Source organism: Halorussus salinus (assembly GCF_004765815.2).
Taxonomy (GTDB): Archaea; Halobacteriota; Halobacteria; order Halobacteriales; family Haladaptataceae; genus Halorussus; species Halorussus salinus.
On sequence record NZ_ML974127.1, the window covers coordinates 1,208,865 to 1,228,375 of the forward strand.

The 19,511-nt window shown below is 66.4% G+C and carries 22 protein-coding genes; 8 read left to right on the forward strand and 14 right to left on the reverse strand.

Going from position 1 to position 19,511, the window contains the following annotated elements; all coding sequences use genetic code 11:
* The first annotated feature begins 10 nt into the window (after positions 1-10).
* Together EPL00_RS06150 and EPL00_RS06155 are read left to right on the forward strand one after the other, a co-directional pair.
* Complete coding sequence (locus tag EPL00_RS06150; RefSeq protein ID WP_135851335.1) at positions 11-1,156, forward strand: ABC transporter substrate-binding protein; 1,146 nt, start codon at positions 11-13, stop codon at positions 1,154-1,156.
* Positions 1,156-1,920 carry an ABC transporter permease gene (locus EPL00_RS06155; protein ID WP_135851334.1) on the forward strand — a complete coding sequence of 255 codons (765 nt, stop codon included), beginning with the start codon at positions 1,156-1,158 and terminating at the stop codon, positions 1,918-1,920. The genes EPL00_RS06150 and EPL00_RS06155 overlap by 1 nt, the downstream gene beginning before the upstream one ends.
* 77 nt (positions 1,921-1,997) lie before the next feature.
* On the opposite strand, the gene EPL00_RS06160 is transcribed toward EPL00_RS06155, so the two are convergent.
* The 6 genes from EPL00_RS06160 to EPL00_RS06185 form a co-directional block, all read right to left on the reverse strand.
* Complete coding sequence (locus EPL00_RS06160; RefSeq protein WP_135851333.1) at positions 1,998-2,441, reverse strand: pyridoxamine 5'-phosphate oxidase family protein; 444 nt, start codon at positions 2,439-2,441, stop codon at positions 1,998-2,000.
* Between the two features lie 69 nt (positions 2,442-2,510).
* Positions 2,511-3,263 (reverse strand): ABC transporter permease, encoded by a 753-nt coding sequence (locus EPL00_RS06165; RefSeq protein ID WP_135851332.1) that lies wholly within the window; start codon positions 3,261-3,263, stop codon positions 2,511-2,513.
* 10 nt (positions 3,264-3,273) lie between these two features.
* Complete coding sequence (locus EPL00_RS06170; RefSeq protein ID WP_135851331.1) at positions 3,274-4,164, reverse strand: ABC transporter ATP-binding protein; 891 nt, start codon at positions 4,162-4,164, stop codon at positions 3,274-3,276.
* A gap of 131 nt (positions 4,165-4,295) precedes the next feature.
* Complete coding sequence (locus tag EPL00_RS06175) at positions 4,296-5,054, reverse strand: YqjF family protein (protein ID WP_135852448.1); 759 nt, start codon at positions 5,052-5,054, stop codon at positions 4,296-4,298.
* A 22-nt stretch (positions 5,055-5,076) separates the two neighbouring features.
* Entirely contained in the window at positions 5,077-5,343 is a 267-nt protein-coding gene (locus EPL00_RS06180) for a hypothetical protein (protein ID WP_135851330.1), read from the reverse strand.
* A 215-nt stretch (positions 5,344-5,558) separates the two neighbouring features.
* Entirely contained in the window at positions 5,559-5,939 is a 381-nt protein-coding gene (locus EPL00_RS06185; RefSeq protein ID WP_135851329.1) for a hypothetical protein, read from the reverse strand.
* Between EPL00_RS06185 and EPL00_RS06190 the strand changes: the two genes are divergently transcribed.
* Positions 5,928-6,086: a hypothetical protein gene (locus EPL00_RS06190; RefSeq protein ID WP_162224160.1), complete on the forward strand. Its 159-nt coding sequence runs from the start codon at positions 5,928-5,930 to the stop codon at positions 6,084-6,086. The genes EPL00_RS06185 and EPL00_RS06190 overlap by 12 nt on opposite strands.
* Before the next feature lie 77 nt (positions 6,087-6,163).
* Here the strand turns inward: EPL00_RS06190 and EPL00_RS06195 are convergent, their stop codons facing one another.
* Both EPL00_RS06195 and EPL00_RS06200 read right to left on the reverse strand, forming a co-directional pair.
* Positions 6,164-6,433, reverse strand: a complete 270-nt coding sequence (locus EPL00_RS06195) for a hypothetical protein (RefSeq protein ID WP_135851328.1) — start codon at positions 6,431-6,433, stop codon at positions 6,164-6,166.
* Positions 6,433-7,809, reverse strand: a complete 1,377-nt coding sequence (locus EPL00_RS06200) for an MFS transporter (RefSeq protein ID WP_135851327.1) — start codon at positions 7,807-7,809, stop codon at positions 6,433-6,435. Before EPL00_RS06200 ends, EPL00_RS06195 begins: the two co-directional genes overlap by 1 nt.
* A 179-nt stretch (positions 7,810-7,988) precedes the next feature.
* On the opposite strand from EPL00_RS06200, the gene EPL00_RS06205 reads away from it, so the two are divergent.
* Positions 7,989-12,116 (forward strand): DNA topoisomerase VI subunit B, encoded by a 4,128-nt coding sequence (locus EPL00_RS06205; RefSeq protein WP_135851326.1) that lies wholly within the window; start codon positions 7,989-7,991, stop codon positions 12,114-12,116.
* Positions 12,113-13,204 carry a DNA topoisomerase IV subunit A gene (locus EPL00_RS06210; RefSeq protein WP_135851325.1) on the forward strand — a complete coding sequence of 364 codons (1,092 nt, stop codon included), beginning with the start codon at positions 12,113-12,115 and terminating at the stop codon, positions 13,202-13,204. The genes EPL00_RS06205 and EPL00_RS06210 overlap by 4 nt, the downstream gene beginning before the upstream one ends.
* On the opposite strand, the gene EPL00_RS06215 is transcribed toward EPL00_RS06210, so the two are convergent.
* Positions 13,205-14,140, reverse strand: a complete 936-nt coding sequence (locus EPL00_RS06215; RefSeq protein ID WP_135851324.1) for a zinc ribbon domain-containing protein — start codon at positions 14,138-14,140, stop codon at positions 13,205-13,207.
* A gap of 210 nt (positions 14,141-14,350) precedes the next feature.
* On the opposite strand from EPL00_RS06215, the gene EPL00_RS06220 reads away from it, so the two are divergent.
* Both EPL00_RS06220 and EPL00_RS06225 read left to right on the forward strand, forming a co-directional pair.
* Positions 14,351-14,971: a hypothetical protein gene (locus EPL00_RS06220; RefSeq protein ID WP_135851323.1), complete on the forward strand. Its 621-nt coding sequence runs from the start codon at positions 14,351-14,353 to the stop codon at positions 14,969-14,971.
* A gap of 146 nt (positions 14,972-15,117) precedes the next feature.
* A complete protein-coding gene (locus EPL00_RS06225; RefSeq protein ID WP_135851322.1) occupies positions 15,118-15,327 on the forward strand; it encodes a TOBE domain-containing protein in 210 nt (69 codons plus the stop codon).
* 51 nt (positions 15,328-15,378) lie between these two features.
* Here EPL00_RS06225 and EPL00_RS06230 read toward each other — a convergent pair whose 3' ends face one another.
* The 5 genes from EPL00_RS06230 to EPL00_RS06250 form a co-directional block, all read right to left on the reverse strand.
* Entirely contained in the window at positions 15,379-15,822 is a 444-nt protein-coding gene (locus tag EPL00_RS06230; protein WP_135851321.1) for a hypothetical protein, read from the reverse strand.
* Between the two features lie 66 nt (positions 15,823-15,888).
* Positions 15,889-16,227 (reverse strand): hypothetical protein, encoded by a 339-nt coding sequence (locus EPL00_RS06235; protein WP_135851320.1) that lies wholly within the window; start codon positions 16,225-16,227, stop codon positions 15,889-15,891.
* A gap of 61 nt (positions 16,228-16,288) precedes the next feature.
* The gene (locus EPL00_RS06240; protein ID WP_135851319.1) at positions 16,289-16,702 is read right to left on the reverse strand and encodes a hypothetical protein; all 414 of its coding nucleotides are present in this window, start codon (positions 16,700-16,702) and stop codon (positions 16,289-16,291) included.
* Between the two features lie 45 nt (positions 16,703-16,747).
* Entirely contained in the window at positions 16,748-17,509 is a 762-nt protein-coding gene (locus EPL00_RS06245; RefSeq protein WP_135851318.1) for an MBL fold metallo-hydrolase, read from the reverse strand.
* Positions 17,510-17,569: 60 nt separating this feature from the next.
* Positions 17,570-18,301: a class I SAM-dependent methyltransferase gene (locus tag EPL00_RS06250; protein ID WP_135851317.1), complete on the reverse strand. Its 732-nt coding sequence runs from the start codon at positions 18,299-18,301 to the stop codon at positions 17,570-17,572.
* A 127-nt stretch (positions 18,302-18,428) separates the two neighbouring features.
* Here EPL00_RS06250 and EPL00_RS06255 point away from each other — a divergent pair, with 127 nt between their 5' ends.
* On the forward strand, positions 18,429-19,484 hold the full coding sequence (locus tag EPL00_RS06255) for a sodium:calcium antiporter (RefSeq protein ID WP_135851316.1): 1,056 nt from the start codon (positions 18,429-18,431) through the stop codon (positions 19,482-19,484).
* Positions 19,485-19,511: the final 27 nt, after the last annotated feature.

The window sequence follows — 19,511 nt, forward strand, 5'->3', positions numbered from 1 at the left end:
GACGGAAACGATGGGGGAGACACGACGGGAATTTCTTCGAACGACAGGCGTCTCGGCGGTCGGACTGACGGGAGCGGTCGGCGTCACCTCCGGCCAGTTGAGCGGCGTCTCGCTCCTGCTCAACTGGAAGCCAAACGGGCTTCACGTGCCCTACTACGCCGCGAAGGCGCGGGGCTACTACGACGAGCAGGGGGTGAACCTGACCGGAATCGAGTCCGGACAGGGGTCGGACTTCGCGGCCAAGCAGGTCGGACTGGGTAACGCTCCGCTGGCGGTCACCGGCGCGAGCCAGATACTCAACGTCAACTCGCGGGGCCTCGCGCCCCGGTCGGTCGGCGTGATGATGCAACGCAGTCCGGTCGTGGTGTTCACCACCCGCGAGACCTTCGGCGGCGAGTTGACCAGCGCCGACCAACTCGCGGGCAAGACGGTCGGTACCGGCCCCGGCATGGTGCGGATTCTCACGAAACTGCTCCTCGAACAGCGGGGCGTCCTCTCGGAGGTCGAACTCGTGGACACCGGATTCGACACGGTCCAGCAGTTGCTCGGCGGGGAGATAGACGCCGCGGGCGGCGTCTTCGCCGACGCGGTGGTCGCCCGCCGGAAAGCCGAGCAGGTCTCGTCGGTTTCGGTCGCGGAGACGATTCCCTCCTACGGGCACGTCGTCGCCGCGAACGACGAGTTCGCGGCCGAGAATCCCGAGACGGTCCGCGGGTTCCTCAACGCGACCGCTCGGGGCGCGGCGTGGGCGACCGACAATCCTCAGAAAGCGACCGACGAGCTACTCGCGGCCAACCCCGCTCTCTCGGAGACCGCCGAGGTCCAGCGCGCCAAGTGGGTCGAGATGGCCAGCCAGTACGTCCTCTCGGAGTCGGTTCGCCAGCAGGCGTTCGGGTGGAGCGACGGGAAGCCGTGGCAAACGACCTACGAGGCGCTCCGCGGGGCGGAACTCCTCGGGGGCGAGGTGGACCCCGCGTCGGTCTGGACCAACGAGTACCTCGACACCGACTACCGGTACGTCGGGGAGTACGCCGCGCAGGTCACGCCGCCCGAATCGTCTCGGACGGCGACCTCCGGAAGCGAATCGACCGCGACTTCCGGAAACGACCCGACCACGACTTCCGGGAACGAACCGACCACGACCGGTAGCGACTGATGACCGCTTCCGGGTCGCGCGCGTCCGCAGTCGGCGCGCGCGCCGGGCCGCCGCTGGTCGTCGCCCTCCTCGGACTGGTCGCGTGGTGGGCCGCCGCCCGGACCGCCGCAGTGCCGGACGTTATCTTCCCGACGCCGTTCGACGTGGGCGCGGCGCTCGCGGCCCACTGGCCCGCGCTCGTCGGCGCGGCGGGCGTCACGGCCGCCACGGCGGGCCTCGGAATCGTCGGGGGCGCGCTCGTCGGCGTCCTGTTGGCGATGGCGATGACCGCCTCCGAGACGACTCGCGCGGTCGTCCGGCCCTACGTCGTCGCGCTCCGGGTCGTCCCGGTCGTCGCGGTCGCGCCCCTCCTCTTCCGCTGGTTCGGCGACGGGGTTCCGGCGCGGGCGCTCCTCGCGGGGACGCTGGCGGTCTTCCCGGTGACGATAGCGACTCATCAAGGGTTGTCGGCGACGCCCGAGGAGTACCTCTCGCTAGCGCGGTCGGTCGGCGCGTCCCCGACCGCCCGGTTCGTCCGCGTCCGCCTCCCGGCGGCCGCGCCCGACGCGTTCGCAGGCCTGAAAATCGCGGCCGCCGCGGGGGTCGTCGGCGCGGTCGTCGCGGAGTTCCTGACGCTGAAGGCGGGCATCGGCTACCGGGTCTTCCGGGCCTCGACGCGACTCCAGACCGCCCGGATGGTCGCGGCGCTCCTCGTGCTGGCGGCGCTCGGTGTGACGTTCTACCTCCTGCCCGCGCTGGTCGAGCGCAGGGTCGATTGGGGGTGAGGCGGGTCGATTAGGCTGGGAGGTCGGCGAACCGAGGTCGGTCACTCGGTCGTCCGACTGGCCCTCCGTCCGGGCGGTCAGTCGTCCGAACGAACTTCCTTTCGCCCGGTCAGTTTCTCGGGCACGAGGCGATACTGCCGGAACGAGATGTCGTCCGGCGGGTCCTCGAACACGTCTACCTTCGGGATGTCCACGGCCCACATCCCCTGCACCGCGGCCGAGTCGTAGTCCATGTCGGTCACGTCTTCCAGTTTCCCCGCGGCGACGACGCTCCGCCACCCGTCGTCGGTCCGGGCGTGCGTGACGAAGCTGACGGGATTCTCGACCACTTCCGTTTTCGCGCTGTCGTCGGGGAACGCGAGTCTGAAGTAGAAGCTTCCGGCGTCGTAGCCGTAGGAGACCGGCAACGAGAACGGCGGTTCGTCGTTCTCGGTCGAAAACGAGAGCGTCCCCGTACCGCCGTTACCGAGGAAGTCGTCGCGCTCCTCGTCGCTCAGTTGCACCCACCGTAGCCCTTCCATGTGGCAGGCCACGACGCCGCGGTGGAAAACCGCTCTGGTCGAAATACCATCCGGAGTACTATTTTTGCGCTACCACGAGAGGCGACTCTCGGCCGCCGCGACCGCGCCGTAGACCGCCATCCCCTCCGCGAAGAGGACGACGACGGCCGCCAGCACCGCGTCGGTCTGGACGTTCTCCGCGCCGACGAGGACCAGATACCCCAACCCGGCGTCGGTCAGAATCCACTCGGCGACGACCGCGCCGACGACCGCGAGCGCGGCCGACTGCTTCAGGCCCCCGAAGACGGCGGGAAGCGCGGCCGGGACCCGAACGCGGAGGAACGTCTCGACCGGTCCCGCATCGACCGACCGGAGGAGGTCGAGGTACTCGTCGGGCGTCTCCCGGAGACCGGCGGTCGAACTCACGAACGTCGGGAAGAACGAGACGAGCGCGACGAACGTCACCGCGGTCCCCGCGCCGGTGCCTAAATAGACGAGCAGGAGCGGCGCGACCGCGATTTTCGGGAGGACGCGCAACGTGACGAGGTAGGGCGCGAGCGCCCGCCGGAGGAGCGTCGAGTGGACGACGACCCCGGCCGCGAGAAAGCCCCCGAGGACGCCGACCGCACCCCCGGCGAGGACGGTTTCGAGCGTGACACCGGCGTTCCGGAGATAGAGGCCCGGCCGCGCGAGCAGTCGGTCGCCGACCGCGACGGGCGAGGGGAGGAGATACGGCGGCGCGTCCAGCAGGGCGACGACGCCCCACCACGCGAGGAGGCCGACGGCCAGCGCACCGGCGGGGAGCGAGACCTGCGCGGCAGGAACGCGGTCGGCGTAGCTCATGCAGTGAGTGTCACCGGCGTTGGTCCCGCCGGAGTTCGTACCCCTCGTGGAGCGCGGTTCGGACGCGCGCGACCTGCTCCTGAAACGCGGTCGTGCCGTACACCGATTCGTCGCGGGGCCGGGGCAGGTCCACGTCGAAGACGCCCGCTATCTCGCCGGGGGCGTCGCTCATCACGACGCACCTGTCGGCGAGGAAGACCGCCTCGGGGACGCTGTGGGTCACGAACAGGACGGTCTTTCGCTGTTCGCGCCAGACGCGCCGGACCTCGACGCCCATCTCCTCGCGGGTGAGTTCGTCGAGTTCGCCGAACGGTTCGTCCATCAGGAGGACCGAGGCCCCGAGGTGGAGCGCCCGCGCGATGGCGACGCGCTGGCGCATCCCGCCGGAGAGTTCGGCGGGGCGAGCGTCGGCGAACCCCGCGAGACCGACCGTCTCCAGCAGGTCGCGCGCCCGGTCGCGGTCGGGCGACTTCCCGGCCAGTTTCCGGAGGAAGACGACGTTTTCGAGCGCGGACTTCCACGGGAGCAGGGCGTGGCGCTGGAAGACGACTCCGAACTCGCCCGCCGCTCTGGCGCGGTCGGGCGACTCGCCGCCGACGCTGACGGTGCCAGCGGTCGGGGCTTGGAGGCCGCCGACCGCCCGGAGCATGGTCGTCTTCCCGCACCCCGAGGGACCGATGACCGTGACGAACTCGCCCTCCTCGACTCGGAGGTCCACGTCGGCGAGCGCGCGGACCTCCTCGAAATCGACGGTCACGCCGTCGAGTCGGATGGCGGTCTCGGGCGACTCGCCCGACTCGCTCGACTGGTCGGTCTCCCCCGACTCCTCGGTCTCGCCGTGCCGGTGGCTCTCGCGTCCCGATTCCGCCGTCGCTCGCGCGCCGGGTTCGTCTCCCCCCATCGAGTTCGTGGAACGTAACGGTCCGGAGCCATAGGTGGCTTACGCCCGACTGACTCCGAAAAGTCGTCCGCCGGACCCCGAGCGACGACCGCTGCGACCCCGACGACCGCGCCTCGGTCGCGCTCGGCGGGTCAGTCGAGTTCTCGATTCGGCGACGCCAGAATGTCGAGACCGCGACTGTAGTACCATACCGGGTCGCTCTCGGGCGCGTCGAAGCCGTTGGCGCGGAACAGCGTGTTCGTCCCTACGTCGGCGCTCGCCTCCCGGAGCGTCCACGGGTCGTGGCGGATGTCGGCGTAGCGAATCGCGCCGCCGGGGGCCTCGGTGTAGAAGCGATACCGCTCGGTCAGGAAATGCGCGAGGGTGTCGGGGTCGGGACGGAACTCCTCGCCGGTCGGTCCGTAGGTCGCGCGGAACGCGACCGGCCGCGCGCCGGGATGGCGGCGGCGACTCTCGAAGCGGACCTCGCCGTCCGCGACCGACCAGTCGATGTCGGCGCGGTAGTACGGCAGGTGGTGGAGCAGGCGCGCGCCGAGGACGCTCGCCAGTCCCACGCCCGGCAGACCGTCGGCGTCGAGGCTGAAGAAGTAGACGCCGGGCGTCCGGTCGGTGAACGCTTCGTTCCCGTCGGACTTCCGGTCGGCGGCGGTTCGGTTGCTGGCGTCTCGACTTCCCTCGGGCCGGACGTACGTCCGGAGGTTGAGTTCCGGTAGTGTCACGCCGAATCCCGACGGCATTCGCCGCGGGCGCACGTCCACGTTGACGTACGGCACGACCGACAGCCACGCAGTAGCGTCGTAGGTATCCACCGCGAGGGCGTCGGGAAGGTGCGGTTCCACGACCTCGGGCGCGACCGGCCAGTTGGCGAACAGCAGGTGTCGCCAGCCCATGTGCAACTCGAACATGGCGGGGTTATCTCCGCTCGACCGTCGAATTTCGAGACCCCGTTCCCGACCGCGATTCGACGCCGGACCGCGGTTCGACGCCCGCCTCGACTTCGAGGCGACGCTCGACCGCCTCGGCGACGCCGTAGGCGACCCACCCGGTCGCCGCCGCGGCGGTTCCCGCGCCGATGCCCGCGAGGAGTCCCGCCCGCCGGTCGCGGCCGCGCGACCCGAGGAGGTACGCGACGGCGAAGGAACTGCACCAACTCAGGAGGGCGCTCGCTCGTCTGCTCATAGCTGAACGTAGGGGAGCGCGGACAAAAGGGTACTCCTCGGTCAGAGAGCAGTGTGGTCGAGGTCGTGCCGGGGCGATTTCCGGCGTCACATCGGGGGGTTCGACCCCGACGAACCGGGTCGAACGAGCGTCGATAGCGTCCGTAAAGGTGACTATAGGATTAAGAAGACATTATTTTTATTTCCTAGAAGGTCGTGGACCTGTCTCTCAACCGCTTACTCCGAGAAGTCAGCAAGCGCGGGCTCGAACTCCCGGAACCCGTAGTAGGTTATCAGCACCGCGCCGAGACCCGTCACGACGAGGAGGCCCTGCACGACGACCCCCAGTAGCGGAATCCGGCCGAGGAGGTCCGCGGCGACGACGAAGATGGCGACGCCTGCGGCCGCGGCGCGGTCCGGGCGGTCGATGGGGAGCGCCCGGCCGACCAGATAGCCGTAGACGACGTAAGCGTAAGCGACCGAGAGCAGGCCGACCGCGAGACCGAACAGGCTCACCGGGACGAGAATCAGCGTGAATGCCATGAACACGAACAGCGCGAGCGCGGTCGCGCCGGTGAACGCGCCGACGACGCCGCTGACGACCGAATGATGGACCACCGAGTCGGCGACGTTAGCCAACAGCGCCGGGCGACGGCGTGCGAGCAGGCCGCCGACGAGCGCGAGACCGAGCGCCTGCACCGCGAGAAAGCCCAGTTGCGTCGCCAGCGACCGCTCCTGCTGGACGAACTCGACCGTCGAGCGTGACCCGAGGGCGGCACCCTCGGCGACCGCGGCGTCCCCGGCAATCGTCCGGAGTTCGCCCGAGACGGCCGCTCCGTCGGCTATCGAGACGTTCCCCGCAGTTGTACTACGTCGCCCTCGACGGTCCCCGCGACGCGAAGGTCGCCCCCAGCGACGTAGACCACGCCCGAGACCGTCTCGTTCGCCGGGACCGTGACGGTTCCGCCGCCGACGACGAGGACCTCCTCGATTTCCGTGACCTCGCGGTCGCCGTCGAAGACGACTTCCATCTGCTCGACGTTCCGGCCGCTGGCGGTCAACAGGAGGACGACGACCACGAGGAGGGGCAGGACTTCGAGCGGGTCGGCCATCAGCGGTTCACCTCCGTGCCGTCCGCGCCGTCCGCTCGCTCAGGGTGGGCGGCCGCCACCTCGCCGTCCGAGTCCCACGCGGCCGCGACCAGTCGCCGGAGGTACAGCGCCGCGACGAGACCGGCGAACAGCAACAGCGCCAGCGCGTTCACGACGTTGAGGTGCGACAGCAGCGTCACGTCGCTACTCTCAAACGAGAGGGCGACCGCCGTACTCAGGAACGTCGCCAGCCAGCCCGCGAGTCCCACCCCGATTGCGGTGTGGGTCCCGACAGTCTCGGGCGTCGAGAGGTCGGGCCAGAGCGCGAAGTTGAGTGTCGTGTAGAAACTCACCGCCACCGCGTACACTGCCGAGTTTATCGGCGACGACGGCCCGCCAGCGACGCCGGGAAACCACGCCGCCAGTCGCACGTCGGTCGTGTAGAACAGGTGTGTCAGCGAGAACAGGCCGAACACCCACAGAAAGAGCCAGTTGCGGTCGAAGTTCGTGTAGAGGACCCCGGCGACGAGCGCCCCCAAAACGTGGACCACCCCGAGCGCGAGGTGGTCCGAAAAGTCGGGCGACTGCCACGCGCTCTGGACGAACGTCGGCGTCTCGACGATTCGGAGGAAGCCCAGACTGTCCACGAAGAACACGCCGAACATCAGGACGACCGGCCCCCAGAAGGCGAAGCTCCGTGTCGAAACCGGCGCGGTCTGGCCGTCGGACCGGCAGAACCGCCCGACGCCGAACGCTCGCTGTTCGTGCTGGTCGGCGAGCGCCCCGACGAGACGGTTCGCCGCGCCGACGCGCCCCGAAGCCAGTACCCCGAGACCGACCACGGCGGGAGCCATCGCCGCGACCATCACGGCGCTGAACGTCTCGATGCGCCAGTCGAGCGGATAGACGTTCGCCGCGAAGTACGCCGCCGCCGTAATCGCGGCCGCGACGTACCCCCTGTCCTCGACCGGCACGAAGTCGATAGTCATCCCGAACGTCACCGGAATTCCGACGCCGAGTCCGACCGACGCCAACAGAATCCACGCGCCGAACGCGGGTACGTTCCCGACGAACGGCGCGACCAGCGTCAGGAGAAACTGGACGAGGAGGACCCCGAACAACAGGCGGAACTTGACCCACAGGTTCCGGCTCCACCCTCGCCGGTCCATCGTTACCCCGGTCGCGACGGCGACGACGAGCGTCAGGAGCGCGAGGGCGGCCATCCACGTCGAGACCTGCCGCTCGGTCATCCCGACGAGTCGCGTCCCGAGGTCGAGCAACCCCAACTGGACGAACGTCACGTTGTAGTAGTACCCCGCCGCCAGCAGACCGACGAGGAGTACGTAGCCCAGCAGGGTCGCCCACTCGCGCTCGCGGACGAAGCCGAACAGTCGCATCGACTCCTAAGACGACGGTCTCAGCCTTCAATCCTCGCGTCGGGTCGCTCCTCGGTTGAACGACGGAGGCGTCGAATCCGCAGTATTTTCTATAGCGACATACGATTTGTTACTGGTTTTTACTTCCGCTCTGCTACCGAGAAGCCTTTAACATCTACGCGGCTACGACGTACTACAGAATGCCATCTATCCAGTCGACGCTCGGCGACGAGGAGGGGATCGCCGAGGAGTTGGCCGAGAGCCAACGCCAAATCTCCATCGCCGAGTTCTTCGAGAAGAACAAACACATGCTCGGGTTCGACAGCGGTGCCCGAGCGCTCGTGACGGCGGTGAAGGAGGCGGTGGACAACGCCCTCGACGCCACCGAGGAGGCTGGTATCAAGCCCGACATCTACGTCGAAATCGACGACTCGGGTGACTACTACACCCTCGTCGTCGAGGACAACGGGCCGGGCATCACCAAAGAGCAACTCCCCAAGGTGTTCGGGAAGTTACTCTACGGCTCACGGTTCCACGCCCGAGAACAATCGTTGACTCCCGACCAGCGATTGCTGGTACGGCGGAACGGCGAACTCGATTTCGTTCCCATCGGGGTGCTCTGTGACGCCTACCTCCCGCAGGAGGGGGCAGAAACGGCTCCGATTCCGGACGAGATAGAGGCCCCGGCGTTCAACCGTGAAACGCACGAGATGACGTGGGAGCCAGTTACGCACGCCATCCGACACGAGACGGACGAACGAACCTACGAAATTACGACGGAAAAGGGTCGAGCAGTCGAGGTTACTGGAAACCATAGCCTGTTCAGCGTCACGGCAGAAGGTGAGACGAAGGAAGTGAGTGCCGGAGAGTTGGAAGCAGGTGATACGGTTCTGACACCTCGAACCCTCCCCGGCTTCGAAGAGACCGTTTCGGAGGTGAACCTCCTAAACCACTTGACCATCGACCAACTCGAAGACCGGCGAGTGTACGTCTACGGATTCGACGAGGAGACGCTAGCCGAACTCCGGTCGGGAGAAACGATCCGTCGCAAGCCCTCGGAGGACAGCAGTCGAAAGCGGTACTACTACCGGTACGATGGCGTCGAAATCCTTCGAGACAGTTTAGAGCAGAATTACGTCGAGAAAGGGTATCTACCAGCCGAGAAGGTGGTAGAACTCGGCTGGGAAGAGAAAGCCGCCGACTGTGAACTTCGAACGTACCAAGTCGGCGGCGAGGAGACCGGGATGCCAGTCACGGTTCCGCTGTCGAAGTCGTTCGTGGAACTGGTAGCCCACTACATCTCCGAGGGACACACCGACGACCGTCAGATCGGCTTTACTTTCGGGTCCCACGAGTCGAACCTCATCGAGACGACCGAGCGGGCTATCGCAAAGGTCGGCTGTTCGACCACGACGGTTGACCGGAAGCGAAACTCGACGCGAGTGAAAGCCTTCGGCTCACCGCTGGCGATGTTCCTCAAGAACGTCTGTGGCGACACTGCTCGAACCAAGCGAATTCCGGACTTCGTGTTCGAGGCGGATAGCGAGTATCAGCGGCAGTTCATCGCCGCGCTGTATCAGGGAGACGGGTCGGATTCACATCCGAGCAACGAACTTTCCCACACTACGACGAGCGAGACGCTAGCTCGACAACTTTCGGTCCTCTGGAACATGCAGGGGGTGCTGGCGAGTACAGAGACCGTCGAGAACGCCAGCGGGTACGCCGACGACTCGGCGACTACGTATCGAACGAAGGTCTACGGTGAGGATGTCGAAATCAGCGACGTTTTCGAGGCAGAAATCGCGTCTGGAGAACAGCAGTACAAGCGAATCCCGACATCGTTGCTAGAGGACCTTCGAGTTGGGCACGTCGGGAGTAAGACGGTGCCGGACACTATCCCCGGTCTGCTCGTCGGTGTCGGCGTCGGATCGAAAATCAAGCACGCGGAAGTGTACCAGACACTTATCGAGGACGCGATAGCAGGCGAGTACGTCGAGAAACCCCGGTACGTTCACAATTTACAGGAGATGGGGCTTCTCGACGACGACCACCGTCCGACCGAGAAGTTGGCCGACCTCTGGGAGAGCATTCAGAACCTGCACGGACTCACGGACACCGACATGTGTCTGCTCCGAGTCGAGAACGTCGAGGAGACCGAACCACCGGAGTACGTCTACGATATATCGGTTCCCGGTGCGACCGGACGCGACGAGAATTTCGTCGTCGCCAACGATGGAGCGCTCAGCGTCAAGAATAGCCGCGGTCAGCAAGGAATCGGGATTTCGGCGGCTGTCCTCTACTCCCAGTTGACTTCCGGCAAACCGGCCAAGATTACGAGCAAGACCGAGGCCGGGTCCGAGCAGTACTTCGAACTCATCATCGACACCGACGAGAACGAACCGGAAATCAAAGACGAGTCGGACTCGCCGCCCGCGGGCAAGCACGTCAACGACACCCACGGGACACGCATCGAGTTGGAGATGGAGGGCAACATGCGCGCCCGCCAGCAACTCCAGCGCTACATCAAGCACACCGCGGTCGTGAACCCTCACGCCCGCATCGAGTACCGCGAGCCGGGCATGGACGAGCCACAGCAGTTCCAGCGCGCCGACGGCGCGGAACTCCCCGCCGAGACCGAGGAGATTCGCCCGCACCCCCACGGCGTCGAGTTGGGGACCGTCCTGAAGATGCTCGCCAGCACGGATTCGCACAGCGTCTCGGGGTTCGTCCAAGAGGAGTTCACCCGTGTCGGCCGGAAGACCGCCGACTCCATCCTCGACAACTTCCGGGACCGCCACTTCGGCCGCGAGGCCGCGTGGCAACCCCCTCAGGCTCACGAGAAGTCGGACCTCGCACGCGCGGTGGCGAACGCGGTCTCGAACAAGAGCAAGGACGCGACCGCCGCCTTCGGCGACGAAGTGGCCGAAGCAGTCACCGGCCGCAACCGCGTCGCCTACAGCGAACTGGTCGAAATCGTCGCCGAGACCGCGGATTCGGTCGGCGAAGAGTACGACGAGACGTTCGGCGATACGGTACAGGAAAACGCAGTCGAAGCCGCGTGGGAGCGACTCACCGGCGACCGCACGAGCGACCTCTACCAACTCGTGGACAAGGCAACCAGCACGCGCAAGGACGACGAGACGGTCCACGGTCTCGCCGAGCGCCTCGCCAAGCGGTTCGAGAAAGGTCGGGAGCGAGACCGAGCGACCCACGACGAACTGCGCGAGTACGTGGACAAGGCCGCCGACCAGACCGAGGAGTACGACGACGCGACTATCGGCGACACCGCCCGCGAGAACGTCGTGATGGAGGTCTGGAACACGATGGTCACGGTCCCCGACGCGGTGCCGAAGGTCAACGACTTCGTGGACGACCGCGACATGTCCAGCGACCTGCTGGAGGCGATGACCGCGACCGACATCATCTCGCCGCCGACCAACTGCCTGTCGCCCATCACCGACGAACTCGTGGAGGCCGGACTCCGCAAGGAGTTCGACGCGGACTTCTACGCCGCCTCGACCCGCGACGCCGACGTTCACGGCGGCGACCCATTCATCGTGGAGGCCGGAATCGCCTACGGCGGCGAGCTAGACGAGGAGGGCAAGGCCGAGGTCCTGCGGTTCGCCAACCGCGTCCCGCTGGTCTACCAGCGAGGAGCCTGCGCGACGACCGACGTGGTGAAGTCCATCGGCTGGCGCAACTACAACCTCAGCCAACCGGGCGGTTCGGGCATCCCGACCGGCCCGGCGGTCGTCATGGTCCACGTCGCCTCGACCAACGTCCCGTTCACCAGCGAGTCGAAGGACGCAATCGCCAACGTTCCCGCGATAGAAGACGAAATCGAGTTGGCGATTCGAGAGGCCGCCCGCGAACTCAAATCCTATCTCAACAAGCGCAAGTCCCTCCAGAAGCGCAAGAAGAAGCAGAACGTCATCGCCTCCATCCTGCCGGAGATGGCCGAGAAGTTGGCCGACGTGACCGGCCAGAGCGAACCGCAGTACGAGGATGCACTGGCCCGCATCATGAACAACGTCCTCGTGGAGCGCGAAGTCGAAGATGAGAAGATTCGGCTAATCGTAGAGAACAATAGTGGGACGAATGTAAATCCTCGACTGAGAGATCTTATAGAAACTGAGCCCCAGAACCTCTCAGACGGTGCTAGAAAATCTGGAAACGATGAAGAAGGGTGGCTGATTGACTGGTCGCCAACAGTTGAAAGCGGTGGCGAAGCAGTTCTCACCTTCGAAATCGCTGAGAACGTATCGTTTGGTAAAGTAAAAGTTGAGGGGATTGAGAACCCCAAACTGACTAACAATACAGAGCCATGAGCGCAGACAACGAAGCCGAAGCCCAAGAGAAACTCATCGACCTCGCCGCGGAGTTCTACGACCAGTTCGAGCGGGGCGACATCCCCGAGATGTCGGTCCCGACCCGGACCAAGAGCAACATCGTCTTCGACGAGGACGAGAACGTCTGGGTGTACGGCGACCGCGAGAGCACCCGGAGCGCCAACAGCGTCAGGGGCGCTCGTAAACTGCTGAAGGCGATATACACTATCGACTTCCTCTCCGAGCAGTTGCAGGAAGACCGGTCGTCCACCCTCCGTGAACTCTACTACCTCAGCGAGAGCTGGGACGTGAACGAAGCGCAGTTCTCCTCACAGGACGAGTCGAACCAGTTGGTCGAGGACCTCGAAATCGTCTCGGAGGTCACCCGCGAGGACTTCCACATGCGCCCCGAGGAGTCCGGCGCGACCATCATGGGACCGCTCCACCTCCGCGAGCAGACCCGTCGCGGGGAACGCGAGATTCACTGTCAGGAGGACGTTGGCGAGGGCGGCTACCAGATTCCGAACAACCCCGACACCATCGAGTTTCTGGACCACGACGCCGACTTCGTCCTCTGTGTGGAGACCGGTGGCATGCGCGACCGACTGGTCGAGAACGGCTTCGATGAGCAGTACAACACCATCATCGTCCACCTCAAGGGCCAACCGGCCCGCGCCACCCGGCGCATCACCAAGCGCCTCCACGACGAACTCGACCTACCGGTCGGGGTGTTCGCCGACGGCGACCCGTGGTCGTATCGCATCTTCAGTTCGGTGGCGTACGGGTCCATCAAGTCGGCCCACCTCAGCGAGTACCTCGCCACGCCGGAAGCCCAGTACATCGGCATCCAGCCCGAAGACATCGTGGAGTACGACCTGCCGACCGACCCCCTGAGCGACTCGGACATCAACGCCCTCGAATCCGAACTGGAGGACCCGCGCTTCCAGACCGACTACTGGGAGGAGCAGATAGAGATTCAGTTAGACATCGAGAAGAAGTCCGAACAGCAGTCGCTGGCGTCTCACGGGCTGGATTTCGTCACGGAGACTTACCTGCCCGAGCGGCTCGACGCGATGGGCATTCTGTAGTCAGACGAACTCCCGGTTTTTCTCCCGGCGTTCGTTGCTTCTCTCCTCGTCACCGATGCGCTCGCGGACGAACGGGTCGCCGTTCGCACAGGCACGACAGTAGGTGTTTTCGCCCTCGTTGCACGTCTCGACCGGGATTCCGGCGACGTATCGCTTCTCGGCGAAGCTGCGTCGGACCCCGGTTCCGACCGGGCGGGCGCAGGCCGAGCAGGGACGGGTCGGCTCCTCGACGACGCGCTCGTCGGTCGTACGACGGCGGCCGAACGTCGTCGGCGACTCGAACCCCGGCGCGAGTTGCGTACTGAGCGGAATCGACGCGAGCGCCGCGAGGAGACACGCGCCAGCGATGAGCGTCGGGACGAGCGACGACGTGACCAACAACAAGAGCAGTGCGACCAGCGCGAGCGAGAACCCGAGCGTCAGCCCCGCGGCTACGCCGACCGCCGACTTGAGCGTCCATCCCGACGGCCGCTCGCCCGAGCGGTGTTCAGTCCCGTCGGCGTGCAACTCGACGCGCTCGGCACCGGGCGAGTAGCTGTACCACGCGTACAGCAGGTTCCCGGCCGGAGTGGTCGCCAGCAACAGGAGCGCGTGAATCCACGGCGACCCGAGCGTGCGATCTACCATCACCACTCGGTCGCCGTCGTCGCGTTTCACGTCCCAGCCCTCGACCGCGTAGCGTTCGACACGCTGGCGGAGGTCGGGGTTGGAGACGGCCGGGCCGCCCGACGACGAGTGCGTCTCCGAGACGAACTCCTTGGCCGTCTCGGTCGCAAATCGCGCGGCGCGTTCGGTGCCGGACGCTCGGTCGTCCACTCTCCCGCGGTTCCGGTGGTCGTCGCGCACGGCGGTCCCACACTGCGAGCAGAAGGCGTCGCCGGGCGACAGCGACGACCCGCACTGCGAGCAGAAGTTGGGCGTACTGGGAGAACTCACATGCTAACTTGTTGGAGAGCAAGTAAGTAGATTACGTTGGGTTTCCAAGGCGAGAAATCGGAAGCGAACTGTAATCGCCCTCCCGACCCGGCCGAGTCCTCCGAGAGAGACGGTACTACTCGAACCCCGATATAAAATAATCCGGTCATAAAAATATAAAATATCCCTCTTGTTTAGATATAATTGCACATGTCGAGAGATGAATCAAAAATGGATCGTCGTAGTGTTCTCAAGAGCATCGGGACTGGCGCGGCGCTACTGAGCGCAACGGGCATCAGTTCCGCCGCGGAGCGGTCTACCATCGACCTCGATACGAAAGCGGAGCTGGTCGGTCGGTACGAGGCCGATTCCCTGACCGACGAGACCGTCGAGTCTCACCTCCAGTCGGAACTGGACTTCCTCGCCGCGGAGGGCGTCGTCGACGAGGCGACCCTCGACCGCCTCCCCACCAACACCCACATCGAGGAGCGCGAGGGACTCAGAGCCGACGAGGACCGAGAAGGGTTCGCCATCACTGCTGTCGAGGGAGAGGGAGACCCTACGGCTCACGTCGCCGTCAAGTTCACGGACGGCGAGGACGACATCGCCCTGTACTCCCAGCCCGAGCGCGACGAGAGCTACGCCATCGTGCAGGACAGCTCCGGCGAGAAGGCGATATACAAGGCCTCTTCAGGTCGCGTGTTCGACAGCGGCTGCGACGGAAATTGCAAGTGCGGCGAGGAGTGCAACATGTACCACCAGAAGTACGAGATTCACACCCTCTGCTGTTACGACGACCACGGGTACGGATGTACTATCGAGGACAAGGAGTGCATCTGTCAGTGCTTCTAGTCGTAGCGACGCCACGACGGTAGTTGCCGACGCGCTTGCTGACAAATATTGCTAATTTGGCGGAACAGCGGCGGGGGAGCGACCCGCCGACGAACTTCTCGCTGGCCGCCAGTAAACGTATCTCGGAGAACGTCGTAGCGCGCTCGATGGCACTCAGCGCACGCAACCGACTCGCGGGAACCGTGACATCGCTCGACACCGAGGGCCTGATGGCGGAAGTCGTCGTGGAGACCGACGACGGAACCGAGGTCACGTCGATTATCACCAGCAACTCCGCGGACCGACTCGGCTTGGAGGAGGGCGCGAACGTGAACGCGGTCGTCAAAGCGACCGACGTGATGATAGAGCGCGAGTAGCGAGGGCGACGGAGCGGGAGGCCGAACCGTCGGTACTCGCGGCCGGACCGCTCACTCCCGGCCGAACCAACTGTCGAGTACCGCTTCGGCGGCCTCGTCCTGCGACCGGACGTGTTCGCGCTCGGGGTCGCTCCGGTAGTCGAGCGGCCGGAGGTCGCCGACCGCCACGCGCTCGGCGTCGAGTCGCGCGGCCGCGGCGACCTGCTCGTCGTCCAGCGCGAACGGGTGACCGCCTTCCGCGCGGGCCTCGCGGTCCACTAGCGTCTGGGTGTCTTCGAGGACGGCGAGGCCCTCCTCGGTCCAGCAGTCGTGACAGCACCGGAACCGGAGGGTGCCGCTGTAGTCGCCGACCGCGGTGGGCGCGAGGCCGCCGTCCATCGCCGCGCCCCAGACGAGACCGAGCGATTCGACCGTGACGTAGCGGTCGTCGTCGCTCCCGCAGGCGGCGCAGACTGTCGGTTCGTCGGCGTAGGGCCAGTCGTCGGGGACCTCCATGTCCGGAACGTGGAAATGGACCGACAAATACGTACTCCTTCCGGCGTGCGGAACCCCCTCGCTCCGTCACCGGAGGAGGACGGCCAGTCCCGCGAGCGTCCAGCCGACCAACCCGAGGCCGTAGAATAGCAGTTTGCCCCGGAGCGCCACGTCGGCACTCGACCCCGGTAGCAGTTCCATCCCCTCGCTCACGCCGCCGATGTCGGCCTCCTCGGCCGCGCCGACGCCGGAGGCTGGTGCGGCCCCGGCCTCGCCTGCGCCTAACACGACGAGGAGAACCCCGGCTCCGGCGAGCAGGAGCAGGGTGAGACCCGAACTGAACGCGACGTAGGCGACGCCGACCGTCGCCGCCGCGGCGACGAGGGTGTAGCGAACCACGGGCGCGAGGAGAGCGTTCCAGTCCATACCCGAGAGTTGTCAGGCAGGAACAAAAATATGGAGGGTCGAACCGGAACCGCGTCCGAACCTACGCGAGGGCCAGTTCGAGACCGGTCCGCCCGCGGAGCCACCGCTCGACCGCCGCCAGCAGGAGGTAGCCCGCGACGTACAGCGGCGCGAACAGGAAGACGAAGGTGAATCCGGGAGTGTCGCCCTGTCCGCTCCCGATGGGCGGGTACTCGATGAGGACGTGCCAGAACAGCAGGACTCCGGCCATCAGCGCGACCGGACTCCGGACCCGGTAACGGACGCGGAGCGCAATCGGCACGCCGACGGCACCGACCGCTCCGGCGAGCGCACCGCCAATCGTCAGCCAGAGCGGCGTCGAGAGAGCGATTTCCGAGGACGGGCGGAGGCTCCACGCGAGGAGGGCGGCGGCGTAGAGCGCGCTCGCGAGTCCACCGAGGAGGGCGGCGCGTCGCCAGCGTCGGGGCGAGAACATCTTCGAATCGAGCGACGCGGGCGGCGAAAATAGTTCTTCGGGAGACTACTCGTCCAGCACCACGGGCACGCCGCGCGTGGCCACGTCCGCCGCGAACGCGCCCGAGTCGGTCTCTAGCGCCTCGAAGGTGTTGTAGTGAATCGGCAACACGAGGTCGGGGTCCATCCGTTCCGCGAGGTCGGCGGCCTCCTCGCGGTCCATCGTGAACGACCCGCCGATTGGCGGGCAGAACAGCGACACGTCGAGTTCCGCGTGGCCCGGCAGGGCGTCGGAGTCACCGGGCCAGAAGACGGTCACGTCCTCGGCGTTCCGGCCGGGGAGCGTGAGGTGGTAGCCGACGCCGAAGCCCTCGGGGTGGAAGGGTTCGCCGCTCGAATCGGTGTGGGGACCGTCGGGTTCGTTGTAGCCCGCGACCGACCGGACGATGACCTCGCCGAACAGTCGGTCGTCCTCCTCGTCTACCTTCACCACGTCGTAGGGCAGTTCGTCGAAGTCCTCCACGTCGCGGTCGATTTTGGGCGGGTAGACCGCTTCGTAGACGACCAGCGTGGCCTCGTCGCCAGCGACGCGCCGAATCCCGTCCGAATCGTAGTGGTGGTCGTGGGTCACGAGGACCAAATCGCCGTCCTCGGGCCGGTAGTCGCGCGCCTCGGGGTGGCCGACGCTCGGCGAGTCGGGCCGCCACTCGCCGGTCAGGGTGCCGTACCGGCCGGGGTCCACGTAGACGACCGTTCCGTCGGGCGATTCGAGTCGCAGGCCAGCGTAACCGAGCCAGTCCACGGTGAGTCCGTCGTGTCGAATCGTCATGCGCTCGAATTGGAGCGCGCGAGTCAAAACGGTTCGGCCTCGGGACGAGTTCGGCGTCGCTCAATTGGCGCGCCGGAACGCCCGGAGCGTGTCGCGCTTGGTCGCGCGCGACTCGACTTCGCCGAAGCCCAGTTCGGTGAAAATCCGGTTCCAGTTGCGGTAGTACAGCGGGAACTCCTCTCTGACGTAGTTGACCCCGCGCCGGGCTTGCTCCTCGATGTCCTCGGGGACTTCTCCGTCGCCGCGGGACTCCTCGTCGGTGCGAGACTTCCCGTCGCCACGGGACTCCCCCTCGCCGTGAGACCGGCGGTCGTGCGCTTCCGCCGGGTCGCCGTCGCGGTCCTCGTTCTCCACCGTGACGAGCGCGTCGTCGGTGATGCGGGCCAGTTCACCGAAGACCGCCTCGTCGTCGGGATGGATGTGCTGGAGCGTCTCGACCGAGAAGACGGCGTCGAACCGGCGGTCGGGGAACTCCGGGGCGACCTCCTCGATGGCACCGTGATGGAAGGTGCCGGTCTCGGCGAGGTCCGGGTAGGCGTCGGCCATCACGTCGAAGGCCTCGTCGTTGATTTCGACGCCGTGGAGGTCCTCGAAGCCGTGTTCGCGGAGGTGTGCGAGGTGACGGCCCGAACTGCACCCCAGTTCGAGGACCGCCGCGTCCGACCCGACGAACGAGTCCAGTAGGTCCAGAATCATCTCGCTCGTCTCGTTGGGACCGTAGTAGGCGTAGTAGCTCGGCGAGTACTCGCCCGACCGCTCCGCCCACCGTTTTCGGACTTCGTCAGAATTCACTACTGTCGGGACGCGCCGCTGGCGTAAAGTCCCACCGGCTTCCGGACGGCTCGCGGGGCGGCGGAACGCTCGTCGGCGCTCCTCGCGCCAGCGGTCTTTTCCGACTCGCCGCCGAATCTCGGGCAGAATGGTCGTCTCGACGCTGGTTCCGGTCGGCGTCTTTCTGGTCGGGGTCGCGCTAGTGGTCTGGAGCGTCGAGGAGTTCGTCGAACACGTCGCCGAGGCCGCGGTGAATCTGGGCGTCTCGACGTTCCTGCTGACGGTCGTCCTCGCCGGGACCGACCTCGAAAACGCCGTGTTGGGAATCGCGGCCGCCGCGGGCGACCTGCCGGACGTGGCGCTCGGCACCGTCTTCGGCGAAGCCCTCTTCGTCCTCGGTGCGGCGGTCGGACTCGCGGGGCTGGCGGTCCCCTTCGAGGAGTCCACGCCCCGCGAATATCTCGCGCTGACCGCGCTTTCGCCCGCGCTTCTGGCCCTGCTGTCGGCCGACGGGCGACTCTCCCGACTCGACGGCGGGGTCCTGCTGGTCGCGTTCGCGCCGCTCCTCTGGGCGGTGTATCGGTTGGAGTCGTCGCGCTCGACGCGCTTTTTGGAAGCGGAGGACGCCGAGGAGCTAGAAGCGGAGACGACCGGCGAGCGGTCGGGAGGAGGCGACGGGCGCGACGCCGACGCCATCGACGCCGCCGATACCTCCGACGCCGCCGAGGGGGACTGGGACGAAAACGAGGACGGGGACGAGCGCGAACTGGCCGACATCGGTCTCGTCGTGCTGGCCGTCGTCGGGATGACCGCGGGGTCCCAACTGGCCGTGTCGGGTGCCCGCGACCTGCTGGCCGCGTTCGACCTCGTGGGACTGGCGTTCGGCGCGACGGTGATGAGCTTCATCGCCAGTTTGGAGGAGTTGCTCCTCACGGTCGAACCGATTCGGGAGGGTCGGCCCGCGGTCGGCATCGGCAACGTCGTCGGGAGCGTGCTGTTCTTCGTCACCGCGAACGCGGGCGCGATTGCACTCGTTCGGCCGCTGGACCTCACGACGGCCGTGTTCGCGGTCCACTGGCCCTTCTTCCTCGGGGCGCTGGCGCTCGTGGTGGCGTTTCTCGTCCGCGGTTCGGTCGGCCGGGCGGAGGGCGCGCTCTTGCTCGCGGTGTACGCGGGCTACTGGGCCGCGAACTACCTGCGCTGACCATCGGCGCGCCACGCCGACGGCTCC

Excerpts from the sequence above, each read along its gene's own strand:
- EPL00_RS06165 (WP_135851332.1), bottom strand. The coding sequence starts at position 3,263 with ATGAGCTACGCCGACCGCGTTCCTGCCGCGCAGGTCTCGCTCCCCGCC.
- EPL00_RS06150 (WP_135851335.1), top strand. The coding sequence starts at position 11 with ATGGGGGAGACACGACGGGAATTTCTTCGAACGACAGGCGTCTCGGCG.
- EPL00_RS06180 (WP_135851330.1), bottom strand. The coding sequence starts at position 5,343 with ATGAGCAGACGAGCGAGCGCCCTCCTGAGTTGGTGCAGTTCCTTCGCC.
- EPL00_RS06220 (WP_135851323.1), top strand. The coding sequence starts at position 14,351 with ATGGATCGTCGTAGTGTTCTCAAGAGCATCGGGACTGGCGCGGCGCTA.
- EPL00_RS06240 (WP_135851319.1), bottom strand. The coding sequence starts at position 16,702 with ATGTTCTCGCCCCGACGCTGGCGACGCGCCGCCCTCCTCGGTGGACTC.
- EPL00_RS06210 (WP_135851325.1), top strand. The coding sequence starts at position 12,113 with ATGAGCGCAGACAACGAAGCCGAAGCCCAAGAGAAACTCATCGACCTC.
- EPL00_RS06200 (WP_135851327.1), bottom strand. The coding sequence starts at position 7,809 with ATGCGACTGTTCGGCTTCGTCCGCGAGCGCGAGTGGGCGACCCTGCTG.
- EPL00_RS06225 (WP_135851322.1), top strand. The coding sequence starts at position 15,118 with ATGGCACTCAGCGCACGCAACCGACTCGCGGGAACCGTGACATCGCTC.
- EPL00_RS06155 (WP_135851334.1), top strand. The coding sequence starts at position 1,156 with ATGACCGCTTCCGGGTCGCGCGCGTCCGCAGTCGGCGCGCGCGCCGGG.
- EPL00_RS06205 (WP_135851326.1), top strand. The coding sequence starts at position 7,989 with ATGCCATCTATCCAGTCGACGCTCGGCGACGAGGAGGGGATCGCCGAG.
- EPL00_RS06190 (WP_162224160.1), top strand. The coding sequence starts at position 5,928 with ATGATGGACCACCGAGTCGGCGACGTTAGCCAACAGCGCCGGGCGACG.
- EPL00_RS06230 (WP_135851321.1), bottom strand. The coding sequence starts at position 15,822 with ATGGAGGTCCCCGACGACTGGCCCTACGCCGACGAACCGACAGTCTGC.
- EPL00_RS06175 (WP_135852448.1), bottom strand. The coding sequence starts at position 5,054 with ATGGGCTGGCGACACCTGCTGTTCGCCAACTGGCCGGTCGCGCCCGAG.
- EPL00_RS06170 (WP_135851331.1), bottom strand. The coding sequence starts at position 4,164 with ATGGGGGGAGACGAACCCGGCGCGCGAGCGACGGCGGAATCGGGACGC.
- EPL00_RS06245 (WP_135851318.1), bottom strand. The coding sequence starts at position 17,509 with ATGACGATTCGACACGACGGACTCACCGTGGACTGGCTCGGTTACGCT.
- EPL00_RS06195 (WP_135851328.1), bottom strand. The coding sequence starts at position 6,433 with ATGGCCGACCCGCTCGAAGTCCTGCCCCTCCTCGTGGTCGTCGTCCTC.
- EPL00_RS06160 (WP_135851333.1), bottom strand. The coding sequence starts at position 2,441 with ATGGAAGGGCTACGGTGGGTGCAACTGAGCGACGAGGAGCGCGACGAC.
- EPL00_RS06235 (WP_135851320.1), bottom strand. The coding sequence starts at position 16,227 with ATGGACTGGAACGCTCTCCTCGCGCCCGTGGTTCGCTACACCCTCGTC.
- EPL00_RS06255 (WP_135851316.1), top strand. The coding sequence starts at position 18,429 with ATGGTCGTCTCGACGCTGGTTCCGGTCGGCGTCTTTCTGGTCGGGGTC.